The sequence below is a fragment of the Pedococcus bigeumensis genome (genome assembly GCF_006438965.1).
GTDB classification, from domain to species: Bacteria; Actinomycetota; Actinomycetes; order Actinomycetales; family Dermatophilaceae; genus Pedococcus; species Pedococcus bigeumensis_A.
Map to the genome: position 1 here is coordinate 552,309 of NZ_RCZM01000002.1, position 25,087 is coordinate 577,395.

Consider the following 25,087-nt stretch of genomic DNA (forward strand, 5'->3'; position numbering starts at 1 on the left):
CCCTACGCACATATGCATGCATGGTCATTCCTTCCTGATCGTGCTGTGGCGCCCGCTGCGCGGGCATGGCTCGTGAGCGCCTGCGTGGAGGCGCCAGAGCAGCATCAATCAGGTCGAGAACCGGGCCGTTCGGGCACTCCGCGAGGGACGCGCCAGTCGGAGGAACGCGAACCCCGCGTGGCGGAGCTCGGAAGGACGACGGCCGGGTCGATCGAGGCAACGTCCCCGGAAGAGGCTCCCCCACTCGGCGTGAGTGCGGACTGGGTCGGCGGCACCGGAGACTCCGGCGCAGGCAACGGCGTCGGAAGGCTGGGTTCGGGGACTCCCGAACCCAGTGGTGTCCCCGCGTTCGCGCGCACGGACGGCTTTCCCGTCCGTCGTCCGTTCACCTCGAACGCTGCCCGGTCGAGCCCCCGACTGGTTGTCACCTGCCCCGGCAACGACAGCGAATCCGATTGCGGTTCAAGGGAGTTCGCAGGGTGCTCGGAAGCGACCTCCGGCACAAGGACATCCGGGTCTGGCAACTCGACAGGGGTCGGGACTGAGGGTCGACCCGGCAGGGGCACGTCCACGAGAGGAGCGCGACCCACGACAGGGAGGGCATCGGCCACGGTGACCACGTCGTCGACAACGACGACGACGACAGGTGCCTCCAGCACCGGCACGGCCGCCGCGACGGCCTTGAGGCTGGCCGCGCCGGCGCCCACGCTCGCGGCCGTCGTGGCGCGGGCCTGCTTGACGACCGGTGCGACGAGAGGCTCAGTTGTCTGCGCCACCGCAGCGACGGGCTCCTTCAGGACGGCGGTAGCCAGGCGGCTCGTGGCTGCATCTCCTGATGCGGCGACCGGCACGGCTGCGGTCTGGGCGACGGGTGCGGTCACGGGCTCAGCCACAGACACGACGAGCTCGACGGGCGCGGGACCCTCGGCCGCATCGGCCTGGGTAGAGGACAGCAGGACCCATGCGAGACACAGGAAGGCAACGCTGAGGAACAGCCTCAGGAGGCTGCCGACGCGTTGCGTCCCCCGCATGTGCTCGTCCCCAAGCTCCCCGGCCCAAGGTCGTATGTCTCAACTCAGTGGAACACGCTGCAACCGGGTGCGCAACAGGTCACCTCGACGTAACCGCAGGTCAACCGGCCCATCGTCGGACATTTCGGGTGCCCGACGCCGCCCCGACGACCGAACGGCGGCGTCGGATGGTCGTTCGGAAATGCGGTCAGGAACTGACCTGATGGACTTCTAGCCTGAGTTCATGAGCCAGACACCAGACACCTTGTCCCCCATCGACTCGGCCGACACCAGCCAGGGCTCCGCGATCCTGAGTGGCGAACGAGCCGACCTGCTGGAGGCCTTGCGCAAGCACCGTGCCTTCCTCCGCTTCGCAGTCAAGGAGCTCACCGACGAGCAGGCCCGCACCCGGACGACCGTCAGCGAGCTCACCCTCGGGGGCCTCGTCAAGCACGTCGCGCAGGTCGAAGCGCAGTGGACGACGTTCATGGTCGAGGGTGCCGGCAGCGCACCGGAGATCGACTGGGAGTCGATCGACTGGGCGAACCCACCGGCCGAGGTGGCTGCCTTTGCCGACTCCCACCGCCTGCTGGACGGCGAGACCCTCGACGGCGCGCTCGCCCGCTACGAGGAGGTCGCGCGGCACACCGACGACCTCGTCGCGACACTCGACCTCGACACCGTCCACGAGCTGCCCACGGCTCCCTGGTTCGAGCCGGGCGCGACCTGGTCGGTCCGACGGGCCGTGCTGCACATCCTCGCTGAGTCCTCGCAGCACGCCGGTCACGCGGACATCATTCGCGAGTCGCTCGACGGCCAGAAGACCATGGGCTGACCGAGCGCGCCATGCCACCCCGCGCGGGGCGGACCTCTGTGCACAGGGGCTGGGCCAGGTGCGCACAGACCTGCTCTCTGCGCAGCTGGTCCCTCGTCTGTGCACAGACGTCCGGTCACCGACGCGCCAACGCGAAGGCCCCGGCCACCTCCGAGGGTGACCGGGGCCTCGATGCCGCTCACGCGGCATACCGGGATCGGTTGCGGCGCAGCCGGACTCAGCTGTTGACGAGCGACCGCAGGACGTATTGAAGGATGCCGCCGTTGCGGTAGTAGTCGGCCTCACCGGGGGTGTCGATGCGGACGACCGCGTCGAACTCCACCGGGTCGGCACCGTCGCGTACGGCGGACACCTTCACGGTCTTCGGGGTCGAGCCGTCGTTGAGTGCCGTGATGCCCGAGATCGAGATGGTCTCGGTGCCGTCGAGGCCCAGCGAGTCGGCCGACTGCCCGGCCGGGTACTGGAGCGGGATCACGCCCATGCCGATCAGGTTCGAGCGGTGGATGCGCTCGTAGCTCTCGGCGATGACGGCGCGGACGCCGAGCAGCCGGGTGCCCTTGGCGGCCCAGTCACGCGACGACCCGGAGCCGTACTCCTTGCCCGACAGGATCACCAGCGGGACGGCGGCGGCCTGGTAGGCGGCTGACGCGTCGTAGATCGTCGTCTGCTCGCCGGCCTTGGCGTCAGGGGTGTCGATGAAGGTCCTGGTGAAGCCGCCCTCGACGCCGTCCAGCAGCAGGTTCTTGAGCCGGATGTTGGCGAACGTCCCGCGGATCATCACCTCGTGGTTGCCGCGACGGGAGCCGTAGGAGTTGAAGTCCTTGCGCTCCACGCCGTGCTCGGCGAGGTAGCTGCCAGCGGGGCTGTCGGCCTTGATCGAACCCGCCGGGCTGATGTGGTCGGTCGTGACCGAGTCGCCCAGCTTGGCCAGCACCCGCGCGCCCTCGATGTCGGTGACCGGCGTGGTGTCCATCGACATGCCGTCGAAGTACGGGGGCTTGCGCACGTACGTCGAGTCCTCGGCCCAGTCGAAGGTCTTGCCCTCGGGGGTCGGCAGCGACTTCCAGCGCTCGTCGCCGGCGAACACGTCGGCGTAGTCGCTGGTGAACATCTCCTTGTTGATGCTCTCGGCGATGGTCCGCTCGACATCGGCCGGGGCGGGCCACAGGTCCTTGAGGAACACGTCGTTGCCGTCGGTGTCCTGGCCCAGCGGCTCGGCGTCGAAGTCGAAGTCCATCGTCCCGGCGAGGGCGTAGGCGATGACCAGCGGCGGCGACGCGAGGTAGTTCATCTTCACGTCGGGGTTGATCCGGCCCTCGAAGTTGCGGTTGCCCGACAGGACCGAGACGACAGCAAGGTCGTTCTCGTTGATGGCAGCGGAGATCTCGTCCGACAGCGGGCCGGAGTTGCCGATGCAGGTGGTGCAGCCGTAGCCCACGAGGTGGAAGCCGAGCTTCTCGAGGTAGGGCCACATGCCGGCCTTCTCGTAGTAGTCCGAGACCACCTTGGAGCCGGGCGCCATCGACGTCTTGACCCACGGCGCGACGGTCAGGCCGCGCTCCACCGCGTTCTTCGCGAGCATCGCGGCGGCCATCATCACCGACGGGTTGGACGTGTTGGTGCAGCTCGTGATCGAGGCGATCGAGACGATGCCGTGGTCGATCTCGAAGGTCGCGCCCTCTGCGGAGGTGACGCTCACCTTCTTCGTGGGTCGACCTGCGCCGTCGCCACCGTTGGCAGGCTTGTCGCCGCCGTTGGTGCCGTCCGGTGACCCCTGCGGGGTGGGGTCGCTGGCGGGGAACGACGAGGCGCTGCCGTCGTCGCCCTCCTGGTGCGAGACATAGGTCGGCAGCACCTTGCGGAACGCGTCCTTGGCGTCGGTGAGGGCGATGCGGTCCTGCGGGCGCTTCGGGCCGGCGATGGACGGCACGACCGTCGACAGGTCGAGCTCGAGCCGCTCGGAGTAGCGCGCCTCGGGCTGGTCGGGCCCGGCGTGCAGCCACATGCCCTGCTCCTTGGCGTAGGCCTCGACCAGGGCGACGGACTCGTCCGAGCGACCGGTGAGGCGCAGGTACTCCAGCGTCACGTCGTCGATCGGGAAGATCGCGCAGGTGGAGCCGAACTCCGGGCTCATGTTGCCGATGGTGGCGCGGTTGGCCAGCGGCACGGCCGAGACGCCTTCGCCGTAGAACTCGACGAACTTGCCGACGACGCCGTGGGCGCGCAGCTGCTCGGTGATGGTGAGCACCACGTCGGTCGCGGTCGCGCCGGCCGGGATGGAGCCGGACAGCTTGAAGCCGACGACGCGCGGGATGAGCATGGACACGGGCTGGCCGAGCATGGCCGCCTCGGCCTCGATGCCGCCCACACCCCAGCCCAGGACGCCGAGGCCGTTGACCATCGTGGTGTGCGAGTCGGTCCCGACGCAGGTGTCGGGGTAGGCGACGCCGTCGCGGACCATGATGGTGCGGGCAAGGTGCTCGATGTTGACCTGGTGGACGATGCCGGTGCCGGGCGGGACGACCTTGAAGTCCTCGAAGGCGGTCTGGCCCCAGCGCAGGAACTGGTAGCGCTCACCGTTGCGCTGGTACTCGATCTCGACGTTGCGCTCGAAGGCGTCGGCGCGGCCGAAGACGTCGATGATCACGGAGTGGTCGATGACCATCTCGGCCGGGCTCAGCGGGTTGATCTTGGCCGGGTCGCCACCGAGGTCGGCGACGGCCTCACGCATGGTGGCCAGGTCCACGATGCAGGGCACGCCGGTGAAGTCCTGCATGAGGACGCGGGCGGGGGTGAACTGGATCTCGGTGTCGGGATCTGCGTTCTCGTCCCACGCGCCGAGCGCGCGGATGTGGTCGGCGGTGATGTTGGCGCCGTCCTCGGTGCGCAGGAGGTTCTCCAGCAGCACCTTCAGGCTGTACGGGAGGGTCTCGCTGCCCTCGACCGCGCTCAGCCGGTACACCTCGTAGGAGTTGTCACCGACCTTCAGCTCACCGTGGGCGTTGAAGCTGTTCGTGCTGGCCACTGCCTGCTCCTTCGATGCTCTGGAATCCTGCTCTGAATGCACCGTGATGTCGTGCTCGATGCGTACTCGATTTATCTTGACGTCAAGATATCACGCCGGTCAGGCCTCTACCTGATCCTGCTCCAAGGCCGCCCGCAGCGAAAGTGGGAGCTCGCGCTTGGTCCGCTCGACCAGGCCTGCGGCCACGTACGTGATGGTGAGGACGGCGCACAGCTCGCCATCGCCGGCCCGGTGGATCTCGTGCCGCAGCGTGAACGACGTGGTCCCCACCCGGACCGGCCGCACCACGATCTCGGCGTGGTCACCGGCCGCGAGGCTGGCCAGCCACTCGATGTCGGCGTGCCGCACCAGGGGCACGGCGTCGGCGGCCTTGGCCTGCTCCAGCCCGTAGCCCCGTGCCGCGCAGTAGGCCATCCGGGCGTCGTCGCACCACGCGAGGTACCACGCGTTGAACACCACCCCGACCTGGTCGACCTCGTAGAAGTGCACCTCGACCGGGTGGACGAACGGCCGGCCGTCTCGGGGCGCCATCACGCGGATGTCCGCTCGAACAACGCGATGCACTCGACGTGGTGGGTCATCGGGAAGGCGTCGAAGGCCCGCAGCTCGGCCAGGTGGTAGCCGGCTTCCGCGAGGAAGGCCGTGTCCCGGGCCAGCGCCGCCGGGTCACAGGCGACGTAGGCGATCGCCCGGGGCCGCAGTGCTGCCACCTGGGCCGCGACGTCGCGCCCGGCGCCGGTACGCGGCGGGTCGAGCACGACCAGGTCGGCGCGCAGCGGTAGCAGCGGGTGGCGACGGAGCTTGCGGGAGCGCTGCGCGCGGTTGCGGGCCGGACCGGACCGGTGCGCTCGGGGCACGCCGAACGCGTCGTCGACGCGGGCGCGCACCATCGCCACCGACGGGTATGCCGCGAGGTTGCCTGCCGCCGACGCGACGGCTCCCGTGTCGGACTCCACCGCGACGACCTTGCCCGACTCCCCCACCCGCTGGGCCAGCGCCGCGGCGAACAGGCCGACGCCGGCATACAGGTCCAGCGCGGTCTCGCCCGGCTGCGGGGCGAGCATGCCGGTCACGGTGTCGACAAAGGTCGCTGCCGCGCCCGGGTGGACCTGCCAGAAGCCACGAGCCGACACCTCGAAGGCGCCCGAGAAGCTTTGTGCTGCAACGCGTTCGGTGAGGACAGGCACATCGGCCTCACCAGAGGGGACAGAGACCATGACGGCCTCGCCCTCGGAGGGTGCTGCGACGTCGACGGCCGACTCACCGGACCAGTCCTGGGTCAGGACGCCGGTCGCGAGCACGCGCGGGTCCGCGATGAGGCACGAGTCCACCGCGATGATCTCGTGCGACCGGCTTCCACGGAGCCCGGCCCGGCCGGTCTCGTCGACGGCGAACTCGACCCGGGTGCGCCAGCCCAACCCGTCTCGGTCGCCGGGCAGCGGCTCCACGCTCACCTCGACGTCGAGCTTGGCCAGGCGCGAGAACTGCTCGCGGACGACGGAGGCCTTGAGGTCGCGCTGGTAGCCGAGGTCAGCGTGCTGGAAGTCGCAGCCGCCACACAGTCCCGGCGCGGCATACGGGCACGGCGGGGTGACCCGCTGCGGGCTGGGCTCGAGCACCTCGATGCAGTCGGCGCGCACGAACCGGTGGCCCTCGCGCGCCTCGGTGATCTGCGCCCGGATGCGCTCACCCGGCAGCGCGTGGCGGACGAAGACGACGCGGCCCTCGTGCCGGGCCACGCAGAAACCACCGTGGGCGACCGGTCCCACCTCGACCTCCACCACGTCGCCGGTGGCGAGAGCGGCGGCTGCTGTCGGGGGCGTGCTCACTGGCCGAGGCGGACGGAGCCGGCCGTCGGGCCGTCGAACCGTTCCTCGGCGCCCTGCGACGACGCCAGCTGCCAGGGGACACTGGCCACCATGACACCGGGAGTGAAGAGCAGCCGGCCCTTGAGCCGGAGCGCGCTCTGGTTGTGCAGCACCTGCTCGTACCACTTGCCGAGGACGTACTCCGGGATGTAGACGACGACCACGTCGCGGGGGTGGCCGGAGCGCAGCGACTTGACGTACTCGACGACGGGTCGGGTGATCTCGCGGTAGGGCGAGTCGAGCGCCTTGAGCGGCACCGGGATGTCGCGTCGGTCCCACTCCTCCTGCAGCGCCTTGGTCTCGTCCGGCTCGACGTTGACGGTGATGGCCTCCAGCTTCGAGGGCCGGGTGGCTCTGGCGTAGGCGAGCGCGCGGAGGGTCGGCTTGTGGATCTTGGACACCAGGACGATCGCGTGCACCCGGCTCGGCAGCATCTGGGCGTCGAGGTCGTCGTCGCTGATGCGCAGCTCCGCGCGTACCCGCTCGTAGTGCTTGCGGATGCGCAGCATGATGAAGAAGATCACGACCATCGCGGCGATGGCGTAGCCCGCACCGAGCAGGAACTTGGTGAGCAGCACCACGACGAGCACCGTGCCCGACATCGTCGCGCCGACGGCGTTGATGACCCTGCTGCGCATCATCTTGCGTCGCTCGTTGCCGCCCCGCTCCAGGCGCAGGTGCCGGTTCCAGTGCCGGATCATGCCGATCTGGCTGAGCGTGAACGACACGAAGACGCCGACGATGTAGAGCTGGATGAGCTTGGTGACCTCGGCGTCGTAGATGACGATGAGGAGCGCGGCGGCGCCAGCCAGGATGAGGATGCCGTTGGAGAAGGCCAACCGGTCACCGCGGGTGTGCAGCTGGCGGGGCAGGTAGCCGTCCTTGGCCAGGATCGACCCGAGCACCGGGAAGCCGTTGAAGGCGGTGTTGGCAGCCAGGATGAGGATCAGTCCGGCAAAGATCGACACGAGGACGACACCGGGGTGGAAACCGGAGAAGACCGCCTTGGCGACCTGGCCCATCACCGTGTCCTGGACGTACGAGTTCCCTACGGGCTTCCCGTCGCGCAGCAGCTGGGTCGATGGGTCCTCGGCGTACTTGATGCCGGTCCACTTCGCCAAGGTCAGCATCGACATCAGCATCGTGACGGCGATGAGCCCCATGAGGAGCAGGGTGGTCGCGGCGTTGCGGCTCTTGGGCTTCTTGAACGCCGGGACGCCGTTCGAGATCGCCTCGACGCCGGTGAGCGCCGCACAGCCCGACGAGAAGGCGCGCAGCAGCAGGAACATCATGGCGAAGCTGCCGAGCGACTCGAAGCCCTTCTCCGGAGCGAGAGTGAGGCTGGCGCTCTCGGCCTGGGGCAGCGTGTTGGTCACCTCGCGGATGAGCCCGACGATGCCCATGCCGATGACGCTGGCCATGAACAGGTAGACGGGCAGGGCGAACGCCTGGCCCGACTCGCGGACCCCGCGCAGGTTCATGGCCGTCAGCAGGGCGACCAGCCCGACGGCGACGATCACCTCGTGACCGCGGATGAACGGCAACGCGGCCGCGGCGTTCTGCACACCCGACGAGATCGACACCGCGACGGTCAGGACGTAGTCGACCAGCAGTGCTGCGGCGACGGTCAGACCCGCCTTGGGCCCGAGGTTGGTGGTGGCCACCTCGTAGTCGCCACCGCCGGAGGGGTAGGCGTGCACGTTCTGCCGATAGGACGCGACGACGACGAGCATGACGCCGACGACGCACAGCCCGATCTCCCACGAGTGGGTCAGCGCGAGGAACCCGCCAGCCAGGCCGAGGGTCAGGAAGATCTCGTCCGGGGCGTAGGCCACCGAGGACAACGCGTCGCTGGCAAAGATCGGCAGGGCGAGCCGCTTGGGCAGGAGCGTCTCCCCCAGCCGGTCGCTGCGCATCGCGCGGCCGACGAGCACTCGCTTGACGACACGTCCTGAGGTGGGCACGGCCAACACTCTAGGGCGCGCCATCCACCGCTGCGCGGCGCCCTGCAGGTGCCGGACGTCGCGGTGTAGCGTCGGCGTCGTGCACTTCGTCATCATGGGCTGCGGCCGCGTGGGCTCGTCCCTCGCGCACAGCCTCGAGAGCCAGGGCCACGATGTCGCGATCATCGACCAGGAGGAGTCAGCGTTCCGCCGGCTGGGGTCCACCTTCGAGGGTCGCAGGGTCACCGGCGTGGGGTTCGACCGGGACACCTTGCACGAGGCGGGCATCGCCGACGCCTACGCCTTCGCTGCCGTCTCCAGCGGTGACAACTCCAACATCCTCGCCGCCCGCGTGGCCCGCGAGACGTTCGGTGTCGAGCACGTGGTCGCCCGCATCTACGACCCCGGTCGCGCCGAGGTCTACCAGCGGCTCGGCATACCCACCGTGGCGACCGTGAAGTGGACCGCAGACCAGATGATGCGCCGACTGCTTCCCCAGGGTCACGTCCCCGAGCTCGTCGACCCCTCTGGCAACGTCGTCATCGCCGAGGTGACGGTCAACCCCGCGTGGGTCGGCCACCGCATCAGCGCGCTCGAGGAAGCCACTGGCAGCCGCGCGGCATACCTGACGCGGCTGGGCGCCGCGATCCTGCCCAGCTCGGACAGCGTCTTCCAGGAAGGCGACCTGCTCCACCTGGCCAGCCTCGCGACCGAGCTTGCCGCCGTCGAGCGCACGCTGGACGCACCCCCCGTCGCGACCGAGCACTGACCCACCCGCCCTGAGCCACCAGACTGAGCCACCCGAAGGAACCAGCATGCGCGTCGTCATCGCCGGGGCAGGAAGCGTGGGCCGCTCGATCGCCCGCGAACTGCTGCACAACGGTCACCAGGTGCTCCTCATGGACCGCGAGCGCAAGGACGTCCAGGCCAGCAAGATCCCGGACGCCAACTGGCTGCTCGCCGACGCCTGCGAGATCACCGCGTTGCACGAGGCCGGCCTCGCCGAGTGCGACGTCGTCGTCGCCGCCACCGGTGACGACAAGGTGAACCTCGTGGTGTCCCTGCTGGCCAAGACCGAGTTCGGCGTGCCCCGCACCGTCGCGCGGGTCAACAACCCCAAGAACGAGTGGATGTTCGACGAGGCCTGGGGTGTCGACGTGGCCGTGTCCACGCCGCGGCTGATGACGGCCCTGGTCGAGGAGGCCGTGAGCGTCGGCGACCTGGTCCGGATCTTCCAGTTCCAGCAGGGCAAGGCCACCATGGTCGAGCTGACCCTGCCGCCCGAGAGCCCGTATGCCGGCAAGCGCGTCGGCGACGTGGACTTCCCCGGCGAGACCGTCCTGGTCGGGATCATCCGCGAGGACCACCCCATCGCCCCCAGCCGGGACGACTCGCTCGAGCCGCACGACGAGCTGCTGTTCATCTCGACGCCGGAGTTCGAGGACGAGCTCGAGGCGATGCTCAGCCCCGGTCAGCGAGTCCCGCGCAACGAGGAGTGAGCTCCCCGGAACGAGGAGTGACCTGGCTCAGGCTCGCAGCTCGGACTCGTCGGGCTCCACGACCCCGTCGGTCGCCGGCTCCGTCGTGACGTCGGAGACGTCGGAGGCGTCGAGCTCGGGTGGGGTGTGACCCTTGACCAGCATCAGGCCCATCACACCGACCCCGGCCAGCCACAGCGGCCACCCGAGGACGACCTTCGCGACGCCCAGCAGAGCCACCTGACCTGCGAGGTAGAGCGGCACCATGATGAGCAGCCGGATGACGAAGATGGCGGCGAGGACCAAGGTGAGCCGCTGGCAGACCCGGACCAGCCCGCGGTCCCGGTGCCAGCCCACGGGGTCGTCGGCCATCCTCGGGTCGCCGGCGCCGACCATGAAGCCCACGAGCGGCCAGCGAACTGCCACCGAGACGGTCGCGACCGCGAGCATCACGGCATTCCAGATGATGCCGGGCAGGAATGCGTCCTGCGCCCGGCCGCTGCGCAGCGCGAAGAAGGCCGCGATCGCAGTCGGGAACACCGCGGACAGGACGTACTGCAGGCTCTGCCGCTGCACGACCCGCAGCACCGCGAGGACCACGGTCACCGTCACGGACGCGACAATGGCTGCGGTCAGGTCCTGACGCCACACCCACAGGACGACGAACGCCACGGTGGGCAGGGCGGTCTCGGCCGAACCGCGCCAGCCGCCCAGGGCGGTGGACAGGCGATGGCGGATCAGCTCCTCGACGGTGGCGCCGGGGGCGGGTTCAGTGGGCACGCAGCGGGACGATCTCGTAGGAGGGGTTGAAGATCGTCGGTATGCCGCGGCTGTAGGTCACGCGGCCATGGGCGCGTAGGTAGGTGCCCGGCTGGATGCCGCCGATGGTCCGGCGCCCGAGCCAGATCAGGTTGATGGTGCGGCTGCCGTCATAGAGGTCGATGACCAGCGCCGGGACATTGACGCGGGGCCGCAGGGTCACCGCGCGGACGGTGCCCGACACGGTCGCCTCCTGGCGGTCCTGCAGGTCGCACATGGGGGTGCAGCCCAGGCGGGCGGCATCCTCCTTGAGCTCGTCGGCCTCGATCTGGGTGACCGACTTGGTGAGCCGGTCGCCGAGGCGGGACAACGGCGACTTGCGACCGTGCGCAGTCTGCGGGTCGATGGTGATCTGCTGTTTGGTGGCCATGACGGCGCCCTACCTGACCTCGGTGATCTCAGGACCACGCTCGAACGGCTTGAGGTCGTCGACGTTGCCGGCTGACCTGCGTGCGTCGGCAGCCTCGTCGTCGGCGGACGACCCGTTGGCCTCTGACCGGTTTGCCTCGGGCACCTCGACCTGGTCGGGGAGCTTGAGCACCAACATCTCCCGCGGTGCCATCGCGCCGTCGCCACGGACGACGACGGTGCTGCGCACCACCTCGAGGAGGGGTGCGGCGGCCTCGTCCTCGATGGCCGCACGCCCGGAGAAGACCGCACGCAGGAACCAGCGGGGACCGTCCACGCCGGCAAAACGCGCCGGGGCGAAGACGGTCCGTCCGTCGGGTCCGGCGGACGGCATGCGGGTGCGGAGCTCGATGCCGAACGGGCCGCGACCCTCGTCGGCGGTGCCGCCCTGCGCGAGGATCGACTCGGCGATCTCCGCGCGGATGTCGTCCCAGATGCCCATCGTCTTGGGTGCCGCGAAGGCCTGGATCTGCACCGCTGAGTCACCGATGACGGCGGTGGCGCCAACCACCTGGTTGGCGGCCTCGTCGACCTCCAGGCGCAGCTCCATGCCCGGGACCCCCTGGATGCGCAGGCCACCCAGGTCGAGCCGTCCGTCGGCCTCGAGGTCGACGTCCGAGGAGTCGAACGGCCCCTGACCCTCGACCCGCTCCGCGTAGGCCGGCGCCGTCCCGGCCGAGTCGGTGGAGTCGGTGGAGTCGCCGGAAGTGTCGTTCGGTCCGTCAACCAGGCCGTCGGAGGAGTCGGTCGAGTCCACCGCGTCGACGGTTTCGTCGAGGTCGACCGCGTCGGTCGTGTCGGTGTTCTTGCCGCGTCGGAAAATGCCCACTGGTGAGTCAGTCCTTCGTTGTCTGGGTGTGGTCGCCGAAGCCGCCACTGGCACCATGTCCAGTGTCACCCCGCGAGGTGTCTTCGAGCGAATCAACCTCGAGGAACTCCACCCGCGCCACCTGCTGGACCACCAGCTGGGCGATGCGGTCGCCGCGACGCACCGTGAAGGCGTCGCGCGGGTCGAGGTTGATCAGGTTGACGAGGATCTCGCCCCGGTAGCCCGCATCGACCGTGCCGGGGGCGTTGACGATGCTGATGCCGTGCTTGGCGGCCAGGCCGGAGCGCGGGTGCACGAGGCCGACCCAGCCGTCCGGGATCGCGAGCGCCACCCCGGTGGGGACCAGGCTGCGCTCCCCCGGAGCCAGCGTCACGTCGGTGGCGGCGCGCAGGTCCGCGCCCGCGTCGCCCGGGTGGGCGTAGGACGGAAGCGGCAGGTCGGCGTCGAGGCGACGCACGGAGACCGCAACCGTCGAGGGCGGAATGCGAGAAGGGCCAGTCACGTGGACTGACCCTATCTCTGCACCGAACGGCCCCGTGGCACTCACCCTGTCACTCAGCGTGGCAGTCACCGGGCCGTTCACCGTGTCACCGTCCACCTAGGCGGCGCACTCCCGGCACACCATCTTGCCGCCGGACTCGGAAGCCAGCTGGCTGCGGTGGTGCACGAGGAAGCAGCTTGAGCAGGTGAACTCGTCGTACTGGCGCGGAATGACCCGCACCGAAAGCTCTTCGCCGGACAGGTCCGCGCCGGGGAGCTCGAAGCCTTCGGCCTGCTCGGTCTCGTCGACGTCCACGCTGGATGCGCTCTTGTCGACGCGGCGGGACTTCAACTCCTCGATCGAGTCCTCGGACAGCTCGTCATCGGTCTTGCGCGGCGCGTCGTAGTCAGTCGCCATGGTCGCTGTCGCTCTCCCTGTTCTCTGTCGGTGATCCTGACGTCTCTCCGTGCCTCGGAAAGACGAGTCGCCGGTGTTAACGCTGGTGCTCGCGGTTTTGTGCCCACCGCCGGGCGGGATTGTGCCCTATCCACGTCCGGACGTCACCATCGCGTCCAGATCCGGCCAGCACGGGGTGCCAAGCGGCGGGCAAGGCATGGTCTGGGTTCACCCAAGATTCACCCAGATCGGGCAACCCCAACTCCCCCGAACCGCGTCGGTACCCGTAGAGTCCTCACCTCCGGCCCGGCCGACCCGACTCGTGACACGACCATCAGACACACGAAGAGAGGGGTGCACCATGACCGAGTTCCACTCCGAGATCACCCAGCGCGCGACCCGCGCCGCCCAGTCCCTGCGCAAGGCCCAGGAGTCTGGAGACGACTACCTCGCCTCCGTCCGCGAGGCTGAGCTCGAGAGCCTCGCCCGTCTCGCCGACGAGCACGGCCTGCGCATCCCCGAGCTCACCAACTACAGCGCCGCCTGACCCGAGCACTACCGGCCACCTCCCGGCTCAGCCGCCGGTGGTCTCCGTGCCGGATCGCTCCGCTGCGTGGAGCACCACCTCGTGCAGCGCGGTATGCAGCGTGGGCGCCGCCGCGACCACCATCTGGTCGTTCGGTGGTGCCGCACCGAGCCCGGTGAAGACTCCTCCAGCCTCGGTGAGCACGAGCCAGGCGGCGGCCATGTCCCACGGGTTGAGGCCGCGCTCGAAGTAGGCGTCCAGGGTGCCCGCGGCGACCGCACAGATGTCGAGGGCCGCGCTGCCGATCCGGCGGATGTCGCGGATGTGCGGCAGGACGCCGAGCAGCAGGGTGGCCTGCCAGTGCCGGCGACCGGTGTCGTACCCGAAACCGGTTCCCACGAGCGCGTGCCCGAGCTGGGGCGGCGCGGCGATCTCCAGCCGGGTCGCGGTCGCGGTGCCCACCTGTAGCCAGGCCCCGGAGCCGTGCCGGGCGTGGAAGAGCTCCCCCGTGACCGGGTTGACGACCGCTCCCGCGACGGGCCGCCACGCGCCCGGCGTGGTGGGGTCGCCAACCACGGCGGCGACGGACACGGCATACGACGGGATGCCGTAGAGGTAGTTGACGGTGCCGTCGATGGGGTCGACGACCCAGGTGATCTCCGAGCGGCTGGCCGCGCCGCCCTCCTCCTCGCCGAGGAAGCCGTCCTGGGGGCGTGCCTCGTGCAGCCGGGTGCGCAGCAGGTCCTGGGCGCGCTGGTCCATGACGGTCACCACGTCGGTGGCGGTGCTCTTGGTCTTCGAGACGCCGAGGTTGGCCGGGCGCTCGTCCACGATCAGCCGACCGGCCTCGACGCACACCTCGACGGCGAGGCGTTCGAGGGCTTCGAGGGTGTCCGCGTCGGGTGCTGCGAGGTCCATGGTCAGTCCCGCCCGCACAGGGCCGGCTTGGCTTCCCTCAGGTTGGGGCAGCACCCCGGGGCACAGGTCGACGGCCTGGCCTCGCGCCCGGGCCAGGCCGGGATCGGCGGGTCCTCGCCGCGTGCCTCGGCAGCCCGCTCCTGTACGAGGTCGACCAGCCCGGACACGAACTCGGGGTCGACGCCAACCGTCGGCACCCGGACGAGCTGCAGTCCGAGGCGCGCGGCAGTCGCGGCCGCCTCCGTGTCGAGGTCGTAGACGACCTCCATGTGGTCCGAGACGAAGCCGATCGGTGCCACCACGACGACCTGGGCACCCTCCAGGGCCAGCTCCTCGAGGCGGTCGTTGACGTCCGGCTCGAGCCACGGCTGGGCAGGGGGGCCGGACCGGGAGCAGAAGACGAGCTCGCCGGTGAAGTCGGTGTCGAGGGTCGCGTTGACCTCCTGCGTGATCGCCGCCCCGAGCGCGAGGTGCTGACGGCTGTAGGCGTTGCCCTCAGCGTCACCGGGGCCGGACGTGTCGTCCATGGCCGTGGGGATCGAGTGGGTGACGAAGAGCAGGCGAAGGCTGTCGGGCTCGGTACCCTCGCGCAGCGCGCCGCGCACCGCCTCGGTGACCAGCCGGGTGTTGGCACGGGCAAAGCCCGGGTGGTTGAAGTAGGGCCGGACCTTGTCGAGGTCGATCGTCATCCCGGCTTCGGATGCCGTCTGCTGCGCGCCGGCCAGGTCCTCGCGGTACTGCCGACAGGAGGAGTAGGAGGAGTAGGCGCTCGTGACCACGGTGACCAGCCGCCGCAGACCCTGGTCATGGGCCTGCTCGAGAGCCTCGGCCGTGAAGGGGGTGAAGTTGCGGTTGCCCCAGATGACGGGTGTCGAGATCTCGCGCCGGTCCAGCTCGGCGCGCAGGGCGGCCAGCAGGGCGCGGTTCTGGTCGTTGATCGGGCTGCGCCCGCCGAAGCCGTAGTAGTGCTCGCCGACCTCCTCGAGCCGCTCGTCGGGGATGTTCTTGCCGGCCGTCACGGTCCGCAGGAAGGGCAGCACGTCCTCGGGCTTCTCGGGTCCGCCGAAGGACAGCAGGAGGATGCCGTCGTACGGCTCCAGGGGGCGTTCGTCGGTGGTCACGTCAGCGAGCCGTTCATGAGTGGTCTCCAGTGCGCAGGGGCTTGGGGGCGTGGACGTCGAGGACGACCGCCACCATCCGCATACCGAAGACGAGGGCGACACACCCCCAGATGGTGAACGGGTTGATCAGGTCGAAGTGGTGGGCGGTGACGATCAGCACCGAGCCGAGCAGGGCCGGCAGCGCGTACATCTCTCGCCGCAGCACCTCCGGCACCTGGCCGGCCAGCACGTCGCGGACGATACCGCCGCCGACCGCGGTGATGCCTCCGACGATGACGGACGTGAGGGGGTCCATGCCCGCGCCCAGCGCCTTCAGCGAGCCGCCGATGGCGAACACCGCGAGGCCGGCCGCGTCGAGGATGCGGACGAAGCGCGAGATGCGCTCGACGCCCGGGTGGTAGAGGAAGGTCACCAGACCGGCGACCAGCGCCGACGTCAGCAGCCGCCAGTCGGAGATGCCCACGGGTGGCAGTGCGCCGATGAGGAGGTCGCGCAGGACTCCGCCTCCCAGGGCCGCTGCTCCGGCCAGGACGAGCACGCCGAACAGGTCGAGTCGCTTCTTCACCGCGACCAGGCCACCGGACAGCGCGAAGGCGAACACCCCGACGAGGTCGAGTGCCAGCTGGAGGTGTGCGTCGAAGGTCAGCATCGCGAGGTCAAAACTACCGTTGCGGCGTGGTCGCTTTCGCCTCGACCTCGGGGATGGCAGAGTCAGCGGCACGGTGCCCGATCCACGAGCGAGGGCGATACGGAGAAAATGGCAATGCGCGACTTGCGGTTGATCGGTGTGCAGGAGGACGGCCAGCACCTTCTGCTGTCCGATTCCGAGGGGGAACGCTTCCGGGTCCAGCTCGACGAACCGTTGCGAGCCGCCGCCCGTCGTGACCGGCCACGCCTCGGTCAGCTGCAGATCGAGATCGACGGTGGCATGCGCCCCCGCGAGGTACAGGCCCTGATCCGCGGTGGCCTGTCCGCCGAAGAGGTAGCGGACCGGTCCGGGTGGCCGGTCGAGAAGGTCCGCCGCTACGAGGGCCCGATCCTCGCCGAGCGTGAGTACGTCGCCGGCCTGGCCCGCGCAGTCCGCCTGCGTGGGCGCAGCGCGAGCGGCGCCAGCGCACCGACCCTGTCCGCCCGGACCAGCCAGCGACTCTCGGGCCGCGGCGTCGACCCGACCTCGGCCGAGTGGGACGCAGCCCGCAGCACCGAGGGCGACTGGACCGTCATCCTCACCTTCCCTGCCGGTGGCCGTGAGCGTCAGGCCCGGTGGTCCTTTGACGTGCAGGCCCGCACCGTCGCGGCCGCCGACGACGAGGCCCGCTGGCTCAGCGAGGAGGACACCACCGGCACCACGTCGCCCCTGCCGGCCCCCCACCTCGTGTCCGCGCCCGTCCGGGCGACCACCGTCTACGACGTGGAGGCCGAAGGCGGGGTCGCCTCGGGCCGCCGGGCCACGCCCCGCGCCTCGTCCTCGGGCGCCTCTCCCGAAGAACCGCTCGACCTGATGTCCGCGATGCGCGAGCGAGCGTCCCACCGCGGGCGCCCCCGTCGGCGCAAGACCGCCCCGACCCAGACCCCCGGCGACGATGCGCCCCGCGCGGATGCGCTCCCCCTCGAGGAGCTGGCGTACGACCCCGAGTCGATGCCGCCGCCCCCGGGAGCCAAGGGTCTGCACCCGCTCGACGACCACGCCAGTCCCGTGGGGGACGACGTCCTCCCGGCGGCCCCCGCTGCCCCGGCAGCGCCGATCCCTGCCCCCGAGGCAGAGCACGAGCCAGACCCCGAGGCAGACCAGGCGCCCGAGCGGGTCCAGCCGGACCGCGAACCCGTGGTTGAGCGTGCCGTCGGTCGCCCCGTCGACGCGCCCTCCGCGCCTCGCACCTCCTCGTCAGCCGACGCGGACGAGGACCAGGACGACGAGCCGCCCCGCAAGGCGGCCACCGGCTCGTCGAGGAAGCCGGCTCGCCGCAGCGTCCCGAGTTGGGACGACGTCATGTTCGGGGCCAAGCCGCGCGACTGAGGGTTCGTGGGCCGGGTGGCGAGCACGCGGCATACCGGCACCGAACCGGGGTTCAGCACGCCACGTGGGCACCGCTAGAGCTGTGGGACCGGGCAGACGTCGAGGTCGAACGGCAGGACGTCCGGCGAGGCCGCGGCGTTGCGGGCAGCCGCCGAGTTCATCCGGCGCATGAAGTGGCGGCGGCAGAGGACTTCGTACTCCACGAGGGCCTCGCTGCCGGGTTTGGTGTCACCGACGACCACCTGCTCACCCTCGACGACCATCACGCCGCCCACGACGCGGGCGTTGTGGGTCGCGCGCCGGCCGCACCAGCACAGGGCCTGCACCTGGAGGACCTGGACCTGGTCGGCGAGCTCGATCATCCGCCGCGACCCCGGGAACAGCTGGGTGCGGAAGTCGGCGGTGATGCCGAACGCGAACACGTCGATGCCCATCTCGTCGACGAGCTTCGCGAGCTGCTCGACCTGCGCCGGGGTGTAGAACTGCACCTCGTCGCAGATGAGGTAGTCGACCCGTAGCCCGTTGGTGGCCTGCTCGACGACGGCATCCCAGAAGTCGAGGTCGTCACTGACCTCGTGGGCGGCGGTGGACAACCCGAGCCGTGAGGACAGCACGTCGGTGCCGGCGCGGTCGAGCTTGGTGTAGATCAACCCGGACCGGCCGCGGGCCTGGTGGTTGTGGTCCATCTGGAGGGCAAGGGTCGACTTGCCGCAGTCCATGGTCCCGGAGAAGAAGACGAGCTCAGCCACGAGAGGACAGCCTAGGCGTTGTCCTGTCCCAGGTGTCGCGCACTAGGCGTTGTCGCGCGCCGCGACGTGGAACAGCGGCACGGCGGACTCCTCAGCGGTCAACGAGCCGTGCAGCCCGAGCAGCGCCAGCAGCTGGGGCCGCGCCCGCCGGGAGTCGACGATGGCGAAGTTGTCCCGCATCGCCACGACGAGGTCGCCGATGCGCGGCCGGTTGACTTCGCTGACCGGCCCGAACCACCCCTCGCGGGTGGCCTCCTCCCGGGTCCGGATCCAGGCCCGCTCCCCCACTCGGTCCGCCCAGGTCTGGGCCACGTCCGCGGCCGCTCCCTGCTCGCAGTAGAGCTGGAGGGCCCGGGGCTCACCGCCGACGTGACGGATGCCGGCGGCCAGCTCCGCGTCGTGGGCCAGGTCGATCCGCAAGGCGTGCGGGGCATCCACCATGCCGTGGTCGGCCGTCACGTAGACGGCGGTGTCGCTGGGCACCGAGCGCACCAGCCGGCTCAGCTCGGCGTCGATCGCCTCGAGCTCGTCACCCCACTCCCAGGACTGGCAGCCGTGCACGTGCCCGACCTTGTCGAGCTCGCCCCAGTAGAGGTAGACGAGGGCACGGGTGCTGGAGCGCACCGCCGCGAGCGATGCGTCGACGCGCTGGTCGAGGGTGTCCGCCGCGCGAAACCGCCCACCGCGCAAGGCTGCCCGCGTCAGGCCCGATCCGTCGAAGAAGCCCGGTCCGACCATGGTCACCGACACCCCGGCGGCCTCGGCGGCCTCGAAGACGGTCTCCTGCGGCTGCCAGGTGAGCGGGTCGGGGCCGTCCTCCCAGGACAGCTCGTTGACCAGGCGGTCCTCGCCGGGGACGAGCACCTCGTACCCCAGCAGGCCGTGCGAGCCGGGTGGCAGGCCGGTGCCGAAGGTCCCCATCGACGTCGCGGTCGTCGCCGGGAACCCCGCGGTGATCCGGTATGCCGCGGGCAACAGCGAGCGCAGGAAGGGCGCGTGCCCGCCGCGTCGCCTGATCAGCTCGTAGCCCAAGCCGTCGACGAGGACGACGACCGCACGACGTGCGTCAGGCAGCGCGAGGTGGGGGGAGGCGGCATACCTGGGCACGCCGAGGCTCGCGGCGACCGCGGGCAGCACCCCTGCAAGCCCGGTCTCGTCGTAGCGAGGTGGGAGAAGGCCCTCGTGTGGCATCGGCTAGGGCATCGCCTCGGGTTGGTCCGGGACGGCGAGGCGCACGTCAGCTGCCGATGCTTGCCGACAGCTCCCGCGCGAAGTCGAGCGCCTGCTGCAGGGCCGGCTCACCTTCGGCGTCGGCGCTGATCCGCAGCGAGATGTCGTCGGAGGCGACGCTGCCCTCGTAGCCGTGGTCCGCCTCGCAGTCCGGGTCGGCGCAGGTGGCCGGCATCAGGTCGATGCGGCTGACCGCGCCCCAGCCCAGGGTGAGGGTGATCTCGCGGCCCAGTGATCCGGGCTGGTACTCCTGCGGGCGGGCCACCACGTGGGTGATCATCACTCCGCGCACGGCGGACAGCGGGACGCTCTCGGTCGTGGCCGTGGCGACGTCCTCGTGGCCGGGTCGCTCGTCGGTGTGGTCGTCGGCGTGGGCGATGACCAACCGCGATGTGGTGAGCGCGAGCACCGTGATGTGGCGACGCACCACGTCGTGGTCGAACGTCGTCTCCTGGTGGACCAGGTGGGAGACGACCTCCTCACCGCCCAGCGCAGCCTGGACGACGTCTGCCACCAGCGCCGGGTAGTAGCCGGCTCGCTCGATCGCCTTGGTGAGGTCGACGGGGAGCGGGGCGGTCGGTGCCGAGGCACTGTGTGAGGCGGCCTGCTGTGCATCGGCGCCGTGGCGGGAGGTGGAACCCATGGAGCCATCTTGCCCTAGCGCGGCCGACCCCGCTCTGCGCAGGTCCCCGTTCGGCCGCCCTCAGGTGAGGGTGCGGCGCCCTGGGTCCTTGCGTCGCGGGGTGGGCGCGAGGGTCACCTCGGCACCGAGGACATCGGCCCCTCCTACCTGCGCATTCACCGGGTTGAGCACGAGACTGGCGACCTCGGGCAGGTTGTCGGCCAGCACCGACACCCGGGCGATGAGGTCGGCCAGGGCTGCCCGGTGGACGGGCGCGGCGCCGCGGTGACCGTGCAGCATGGGCGCCGCCTTGACCGACGAGATCAGGTCCGACACGTCCACGTCGGTGAGCGGGGGGATGCGGTGCCCGATGTCGCCGAGCAGCTCGGTCGGCGGTCCGGCGATGCTGAACGAGACGACCGGGCCGAACAACGGGTCCTCGTCGGTCCGGACCACGCAGGACACCCCTGGGGTGGCCATCCGCTGCACGACGAAGGAGTTGGCCGACATCGGTGCCAGCCGCTCGGTGAGCCCGTCGAAGGCCTCCCGCACCTGCGCCTCGGTCCTCAGGTCGACCCGGATGCCACTCAGTCCCGGCGAGTGCCGCATGAGCGGCGCGACCGACTTGATGACGACGGGGTAGCCGATCGCCTCGGCTGCGGCGACGGCGTCGTCGACGGTGCGCGCGGGCACGCTGCCCCACACGTTGATCCCGTAGGCGCCCAGGAACTCGGTGACCTCTTGCAGCGTCAGTCGCCGCCCTTCGGGCGACTCCTCCAGGACGCGTTCGACGAGCAGCTCGGCAGCCTCGCGGTCGATGCCCACCGGACGCAGCGGTATGCCGCGGTCGCGAGCCCGCCACTCGGCATACCTCGTCGCGGCGGCCAGGGCACGGACGGCGTCCTCGGGCATCGAGTAGGCGGGGACCACCTCGTCACGCCCGTCGTCGGTGGTCCCGGAGAGTCGCTCGACGACCCCGCGCATCCCCAGGAACGTTGCCAGACAGGGCTTCTCGGACAGCAACGCGGCACCCCGCACCGCCGTCGCGACATCCTCGTCGAGGGTCACCAGCGGCGGGATGAAGCAGGTGAGGACACTGTCGACCTCGGCGTCGGCAAAGGCGTCGGCGAGGGCCTCGGCGAACCGCTCGCCGCTGGCGTCGCTCGGCAGCGACACCGGGCCGTGGGCCACCTCGAGCCCCCAGCTGACGCAGGCCTCTGCCGTCAGGGCACCGAGGGCGTCGGAGTTGCCGACGATGGCCACCCTGTTGCCCTTGGGCAGCGGTTGGTGCACGACGAGCTGGGCGACGTCGAACATCTGGTGGACGTTCTCGACCCGGATCACCCCGGCCTGGCGCAGCATCGCGTCGAAGGCCTCGGGTCGCACCCGGGTCGGGCGGGCCCGGTGACCGGGCGGCACGCCGTAGGACGAGACGCCGGACTTCACGACGATGACCGGCTTGGTGGAGGCCAGTCGCCGCGCGATGCGGGAGAACTTGCGCGGGTTGCCCATCGACTCGAGGTAGAGGCCGACCGCGTCGGTGCTGTCGTCGTCGATCCAGTACTGCATGAAGTCGTTGCCCGAGACGTCGACGCGGTTGCCGGCCGAGGCGAAGACGGAGATCCCCAAGCCACGACGGGCGGCGGACGCCAGTACAGCGATGCCGAGGGCGCCGCTCTGGGCGAACAGGCCGAGCCGCCCCGGCGGCGGGAGCTCGGGCGCCAGCGAGGCGTTGAGCCGCACCGCGGGGTCGTTGTTGATGACGCCGAACGAGTTCGGCCCCAGCACGCGCATGCCCGCCGCCCGAGCCGCGGCCAGCAGCTGGGCCTGCAGCTGCTGCCCGTCCGGGCCGGACTCGGCGAACCCGGCGCTGACGACCAGCAGGGTCTTGACGCCGGCCTCGGCGCAGTCTGCGACGACGTTGAGGACCTCCTCGGCCGGCACGGCCACGATGGCCAGGTCGACCTCGTCCGGGATGTCGGCCACGCGCGCATGCGCAGGGAGCCCGAGTACCTCCATCGCCTCGCGGTTGACCGCGTGGACGGCTCCGTTGAAGCCCGCGGCCAGGATGTTGGACAGGATGTGGTGCCCGATCGAGCCGGACCTGCGGCTCGCACCGACCACGGCGATGGAGTCGGGGAACAGCGCCGAGTGCATGCTCACCGACTCGGCCCGGTGCTCGCGCGACAGCCGGACCGCCTCGGAGCGTTCGGTCGGCTGGATCTGGAAGGTCAGCGAGACGACGCCGTCCGCGAAGTGGCGGCTCACCTCGTAGCCCGCATCCGAGAACACCGAGATCATCTTGCGGTTCTGCGGCAGCACCTCGGCGGTGAACTCGTCGACGCCGGCCTCCCAGGCGATGAAGGCGAGGTGTTCGAGCAGGACCGAGCCGATGCCCTTGCCCTGGTAGAGGTCGGAGATGTTGAACGCCACCTCGGCGCTCGTCGGCGTGATCCGGTCGTAGCGGCCGATGCCGATGATGGCACCGCGCACGGTCGCGACGAGGGCGACCCGGTCGTGGTAGTCGACGTTGGTGAACCGGGTGACGTCCCGGTCGCTGAGCTGACGCAAGGGTGCGAAGAAGCGCATGTAGATCGACTCGTCGGACTGCCCGGCGTGGAACCGGTGGACCGCTTCGACGTCGCTCGGGGTGATCGGCCGCAGGTGGGCGACCGACCCGTCTCGCAGGACGACATCGGCCTCCCACTGTGCCGGATAGCCGGCCGGAAGCGCCGAGGCCTCACTCATGGGCGAAGCATGTCACGTCCCGGACCGGCTCCGACGACGCGGACCGAACTCAGGGTCACTTGCGCAGCGGGACGCTCTCGAACGTCGTGCCAGAGTCGTTGCTGCGCCAGTACGACAGCCCCCCGCCGACGGCGTAGACGAGTCCGCCGCCAGCCGCGCCCGCCCATGCGGTATCGGTGCCGAGCTTGGCCGGCGTCCAGTCCGCACCCGCGTTGCTGCTCGTCAGGACCGTCGGGGCCTCGTCCTGCTTACCGCTGGACGGGATCCCCTGCCGGATGGCGACGAGGTGTTTCCCGTCGGTGGCCGTCAGCCAGATTCCGGTCCCACGGGGCCGACCGAGGGCCGACGCCTCTCGCGTCGTCCAGGTCGTCCCGCGATCGGCAGACACCGCGATCGAGTACTCCTCGCTGGGCTTGCCCGCGGTGGCGCAGACGCCCACCAGGGTGCCGGGGGCGTTCGCCGTGCCTGTTACCCACATGGAGTCGTTGGAGCATCCCGTGGGCACTGAGAGCATGCCGACCTTGCCGGGCTCGTCGGAGACGCGGATCGGCGGCCACGGTGACATCGGCGCGGATGTTGCACGGTTGAGGTAGGCGTCGGACCCGTCCATCGTGATCCAGGCGTTGTCTACCGCCGAAGGGGTGCGCGGGACGGTGACTGGATGCGTCGCCGCGTCGCTGACCGCTCCGGACCGGACCTGCAGGTCCGCGCAGCCTTGGGGAGGCCGGCCTTCGCCGTGCCGGCAGGCCGTCGCCGTGGCCATCCAGACCTGCTTGCCGTCGGTTTCCAGCGAGAGCACGATGCGGCCGTCGACGTCGAGGTCGTTCCACGTCCGGCCGCCGTCCACGGTGCGCAGCGAGCGGCTGCCGTAGACATAGCCGATCTGCGCGGTGGCGAACCTGATCCCGACCAGCTGGTTGGGCTGGTCAGGCGTGACCCGCGCACCGGGAGAGGTGAGCGTCACGAAGGAGGCCCGCGTCGTCCACGTCGCCCCGTCGTCGTCGGAGGCGATGACGGCGGTGCACGCGCCCTTGGGACAGGTGGCCGCTCCCAACGCGTAGAGGTGCCCGCCACCGGCGTTGGTCATCGACCTGATGTCGAAGGTCCTCGGAGCGGGTTGGGGGGTCTGGGTGGCCGGCGTGCTGGGGGCGCTGGAAGCACCCACCGACGGCGCTGGCGCGACGACGTCCGGCCCCACGGTCTTGGTGACCGTGACCGTGGAGACCGGCGAGGTGTTGCTGGCCGGGTCGGAGGCCAGATCGGTGGACGGGAGACGGCTGGTGCCCCAGACGGCGCCACCGATCAGCACGACTGCGGCCGCGGCCGCCAGGTAGGGCAGCACGTGTCGGCGCCGCGGCCGGGACGCCTCGGTGACGATCGACTGCCAGCGGTCGGTGCCCGCCGGCAGCTCGCGGATGCCGGCGCGCTCACGGGCGAAGAAGTCCGCGACGGGATCGCGCTGCTCCCCCTCGCCGGGCAGGTCGGACAGGTCGCGGTTCATCGAATCTCTCCCAGCATCGTCGCCATCCGCTGGCGCGCGTCGAACAGGTCTCGCTTGATGGTGCCCTCCGACTTCTCAAGCTGCCGCGCCACGGTGGCCACCGGCAGGTCGGCGAAGTAGTGCAGCATCACGGCCACCCGCAGCCGGTCCGGCAGGGCCTCGACGGCGTCGCGGACGGTGAGCACCGTCGCGTGGTCGGCATCGGTCGTGAAGTCGTCGCGCCCCGCCTCGTGGCGCTGGTAGGCCGCCGCCTCGCGGCCACGCTTGCGCCAGTGGTCGCGCACGAGGTTGGCGGTCACGGTGTACAGCCACGGACGCGGGTCGTCGACGCGGTTGAACTCGCGGAACAGCTTGAGGAAGGCCTCGGTCGCCAGGTCGTGGGCGATGTCCGTGTCGCCGACCAGCTTGGCCGTCCACCCCGCGAGGCGGGCGTAGTGCACGTCGTAGATCTCACGAACGGACGCTTCCACGTCCACGCGGTCTCGCGCCGGCACTGCCACCCCTCCCGTGAATGCCACCGCGGCCAAGGTCGTCATGCCTCGTGGACGCCGCAGGAGGGCGCC

Annotated in this window: 24 protein-coding genes; 5 read left to right on the top strand and 19 right to left on the bottom strand. The window is 70.5% G+C overall.

Annotated elements, in window-relative coordinates:
- Positions 1–104: 104 nt before the first annotated feature.
- Positions 105–1,031, bottom strand: coding sequence for a hypothetical protein (locus EAH86_RS07570; protein WP_140738427.1), 927 nt, complete (start codon positions 1,029–1,031; stop codon positions 105–107).
- 223 nt (positions 1,032–1,254) lie between these two features.
- On the opposite strand from EAH86_RS07570, the gene EAH86_RS07575 reads away from it, so the two are divergent.
- The gene (locus EAH86_RS07575) at positions 1,255–1,845 is read left to right on the top strand and encodes a DinB family protein (RefSeq protein WP_140738430.1); all 591 of its coding nucleotides are present in this window, start codon (positions 1,255–1,257) and stop codon (positions 1,843–1,845) included.
- A 217-nt stretch (positions 1,846–2,062) separates the two neighbouring features.
- Here the strand turns inward: EAH86_RS07575 and EAH86_RS07580 are convergent, their stop codons facing one another.
- From EAH86_RS07580 to EAH86_RS07595, 4 genes are all read right to left on the bottom strand, one after another.
- Entirely contained in the window at positions 2,063–4,870 is a 2,808-nt protein-coding gene (locus tag EAH86_RS07580; protein ID WP_140738433.1) for an aconitate hydratase, read from the bottom strand.
- 99 nt (positions 4,871–4,969) lie between these two features.
- Positions 4,970–5,401, bottom strand: a complete 432-nt coding sequence (locus EAH86_RS07585; protein WP_241668283.1) for an acyl-CoA thioesterase — start codon at positions 5,399–5,401, stop codon at positions 4,970–4,972.
- Positions 5,401–6,699: a class I SAM-dependent RNA methyltransferase gene (locus EAH86_RS07590; RefSeq protein ID WP_140738439.1), complete on the bottom strand. Its 1,299-nt coding sequence runs from the start codon at positions 6,697–6,699 to the stop codon at positions 5,401–5,403. Before EAH86_RS07590 ends, EAH86_RS07585 begins: the two co-directional genes overlap by 1 nt.
- Positions 6,696–8,726: an APC family permease gene (locus EAH86_RS07595; RefSeq protein WP_140739017.1), complete on the bottom strand. Its 2,031-nt coding sequence runs from the start codon at positions 8,724–8,726 to the stop codon at positions 6,696–6,698. The genes EAH86_RS07590 and EAH86_RS07595 overlap by 4 nt, the downstream gene beginning before the upstream one ends.
- 55 nt (positions 8,727–8,781) lie before the next feature.
- On the opposite strand from EAH86_RS07595, the gene EAH86_RS07600 reads away from it, so the two are divergent.
- Both EAH86_RS07600 and EAH86_RS07605 read left to right on the top strand, forming a co-directional pair.
- Entirely contained in the window at positions 8,782–9,450 is a 669-nt protein-coding gene (locus EAH86_RS07600; protein WP_140738442.1) for a potassium channel family protein, read from the top strand.
- 46 nt (positions 9,451–9,496) lie between these two features.
- Positions 9,497–10,180: a potassium channel family protein gene (locus EAH86_RS07605; protein ID WP_140738445.1), complete on the top strand. Its 684-nt coding sequence runs from the start codon at positions 9,497–9,499 to the stop codon at positions 10,178–10,180.
- Between the two features lie 27 nt (positions 10,181–10,207).
- Here the strand turns inward: EAH86_RS07605 and EAH86_RS07610 are convergent, their stop codons facing one another.
- From EAH86_RS07610 to EAH86_RS07630, 5 genes are all read right to left on the bottom strand, one after another.
- Positions 10,208–10,939: a DUF3159 domain-containing protein gene (locus tag EAH86_RS07610; RefSeq protein ID WP_140738448.1), complete on the bottom strand. Its 732-nt coding sequence runs from the start codon at positions 10,937–10,939 to the stop codon at positions 10,208–10,210.
- On the bottom strand, positions 10,929–11,348 hold the full coding sequence (locus tag EAH86_RS07615) for an OB-fold nucleic acid binding domain-containing protein (protein ID WP_241668256.1): 420 nt from the start codon (positions 11,346–11,348) through the stop codon (positions 10,929–10,931). Before EAH86_RS07615 ends, EAH86_RS07610 begins: the two co-directional genes overlap by 11 nt.
- Positions 11,349–11,357: 9 nt before the next feature.
- Entirely contained in the window at positions 11,358–12,215 is an 858-nt protein-coding gene (locus EAH86_RS07620) for a DUF3710 domain-containing protein (protein ID WP_241668257.1), read from the bottom strand.
- A gap of 7 nt (positions 12,216–12,222) precedes the next feature.
- A complete protein-coding gene (gene dut, locus EAH86_RS07625; RefSeq protein WP_241668258.1) occupies positions 12,223–12,717 on the bottom strand; it encodes a dUTP diphosphatase in 495 nt (164 codons plus the stop codon).
- Positions 12,718–12,813: 96 nt separating this feature from the next.
- Positions 12,814–13,113, bottom strand: coding sequence for a DUF4193 domain-containing protein (locus EAH86_RS07630; protein ID WP_140738453.1), 300 nt, complete (start codon positions 13,111–13,113; stop codon positions 12,814–12,816).
- Positions 13,114–13,453: 340 nt separating this feature from the next.
- On the opposite strand from EAH86_RS07630, the gene EAH86_RS07635 reads away from it, so the two are divergent.
- Entirely contained in the window at positions 13,454–13,639 is a 186-nt protein-coding gene (locus EAH86_RS07635) for a hypothetical protein (protein ID WP_140738456.1), read from the top strand.
- Between the two features lie 27 nt (positions 13,640–13,666).
- On the opposite strand, the gene EAH86_RS07640 is transcribed toward EAH86_RS07635, so the two are convergent.
- The 3 genes from EAH86_RS07640 to EAH86_RS07650 are packed head-to-tail and all read right to left on the bottom strand — an operon-like array spanning position 13,667 to position 16,306.
- The gene (locus tag EAH86_RS07640) at positions 13,667–14,536 is read right to left on the bottom strand and encodes an inositol monophosphatase family protein (protein WP_140738459.1); all 870 of its coding nucleotides are present in this window, start codon (positions 14,534–14,536) and stop codon (positions 13,667–13,669) included.
- Positions 14,537–14,538: 2 nt separating this feature from the next.
- Positions 14,539–15,657 (bottom strand): ferrochelatase, encoded by a 1,119-nt coding sequence (locus EAH86_RS07645; RefSeq protein ID WP_241668259.1) that lies wholly within the window; start codon positions 15,655–15,657, stop codon positions 14,539–14,541.
- A 13-nt stretch (positions 15,658–15,670) separates the two neighbouring features.
- A complete protein-coding gene (locus EAH86_RS07650; RefSeq protein WP_140738462.1) occupies positions 15,671–16,306 on the bottom strand; it encodes a trimeric intracellular cation channel family protein in 636 nt (211 codons plus the stop codon).
- 114 nt (positions 16,307–16,420) lie between these two features.
- On the opposite strand from EAH86_RS07650, the gene sepH reads away from it, so the two are divergent.
- Complete coding sequence (gene sepH / locus EAH86_RS07655; RefSeq protein WP_140738465.1) at positions 16,421–17,674, top strand: septation protein SepH; 1,254 nt, start codon at positions 16,421–16,423, stop codon at positions 17,672–17,674.
- A 74-nt stretch (positions 17,675–17,748) separates the two neighbouring features.
- Here sepH and EAH86_RS07660 read toward each other — a convergent pair whose 3' ends face one another.
- Genes EAH86_RS07660 through EAH86_RS07685 form a run of 6 tightly spaced genes read right to left on the bottom strand, consistent with a single transcriptional unit; the run spans position 17,749 to position 25,042 of the window.
- The gene (locus EAH86_RS07660) at positions 17,749–18,423 is read right to left on the bottom strand and encodes a thymidine kinase (protein WP_140738468.1); all 675 of its coding nucleotides are present in this window, start codon (positions 18,421–18,423) and stop codon (positions 17,749–17,751) included.
- Positions 18,424–18,465: 42 nt separating this feature from the next.
- A complete protein-coding gene (locus EAH86_RS07665; protein WP_140738471.1) occupies positions 18,466–19,614 on the bottom strand; it encodes an alkaline phosphatase family protein in 1,149 nt (382 codons plus the stop codon).
- Between the two features lie 46 nt (positions 19,615–19,660).
- Positions 19,661–20,296, bottom strand: a complete 636-nt coding sequence (locus EAH86_RS07670) for a DUF5998 family protein (protein WP_241668260.1) — start codon at positions 20,294–20,296, stop codon at positions 19,661–19,663.
- A gap of 60 nt (positions 20,297–20,356) precedes the next feature.
- Positions 20,357–23,023, bottom strand: a complete 2,667-nt coding sequence (locus tag EAH86_RS07675; RefSeq protein WP_140738474.1) for a bifunctional GNAT family N-acetyltransferase/acetate--CoA ligase family protein — start codon at positions 23,021–23,023, stop codon at positions 20,357–20,359.
- Between the two features lie 55 nt (positions 23,024–23,078).
- Positions 23,079–24,524 (bottom strand): hypothetical protein, encoded by a 1,446-nt coding sequence (locus EAH86_RS07680; protein WP_140738477.1) that lies wholly within the window; start codon positions 24,522–24,524, stop codon positions 23,079–23,081.
- Entirely contained in the window at positions 24,521–25,042 is a 522-nt protein-coding gene (locus EAH86_RS07685; protein WP_161988593.1) for an RNA polymerase sigma factor, read from the bottom strand. The genes EAH86_RS07680 and EAH86_RS07685 overlap by 4 nt, the downstream gene beginning before the upstream one ends.
- Positions 25,043–25,087: the final 45 nt, after the last annotated feature.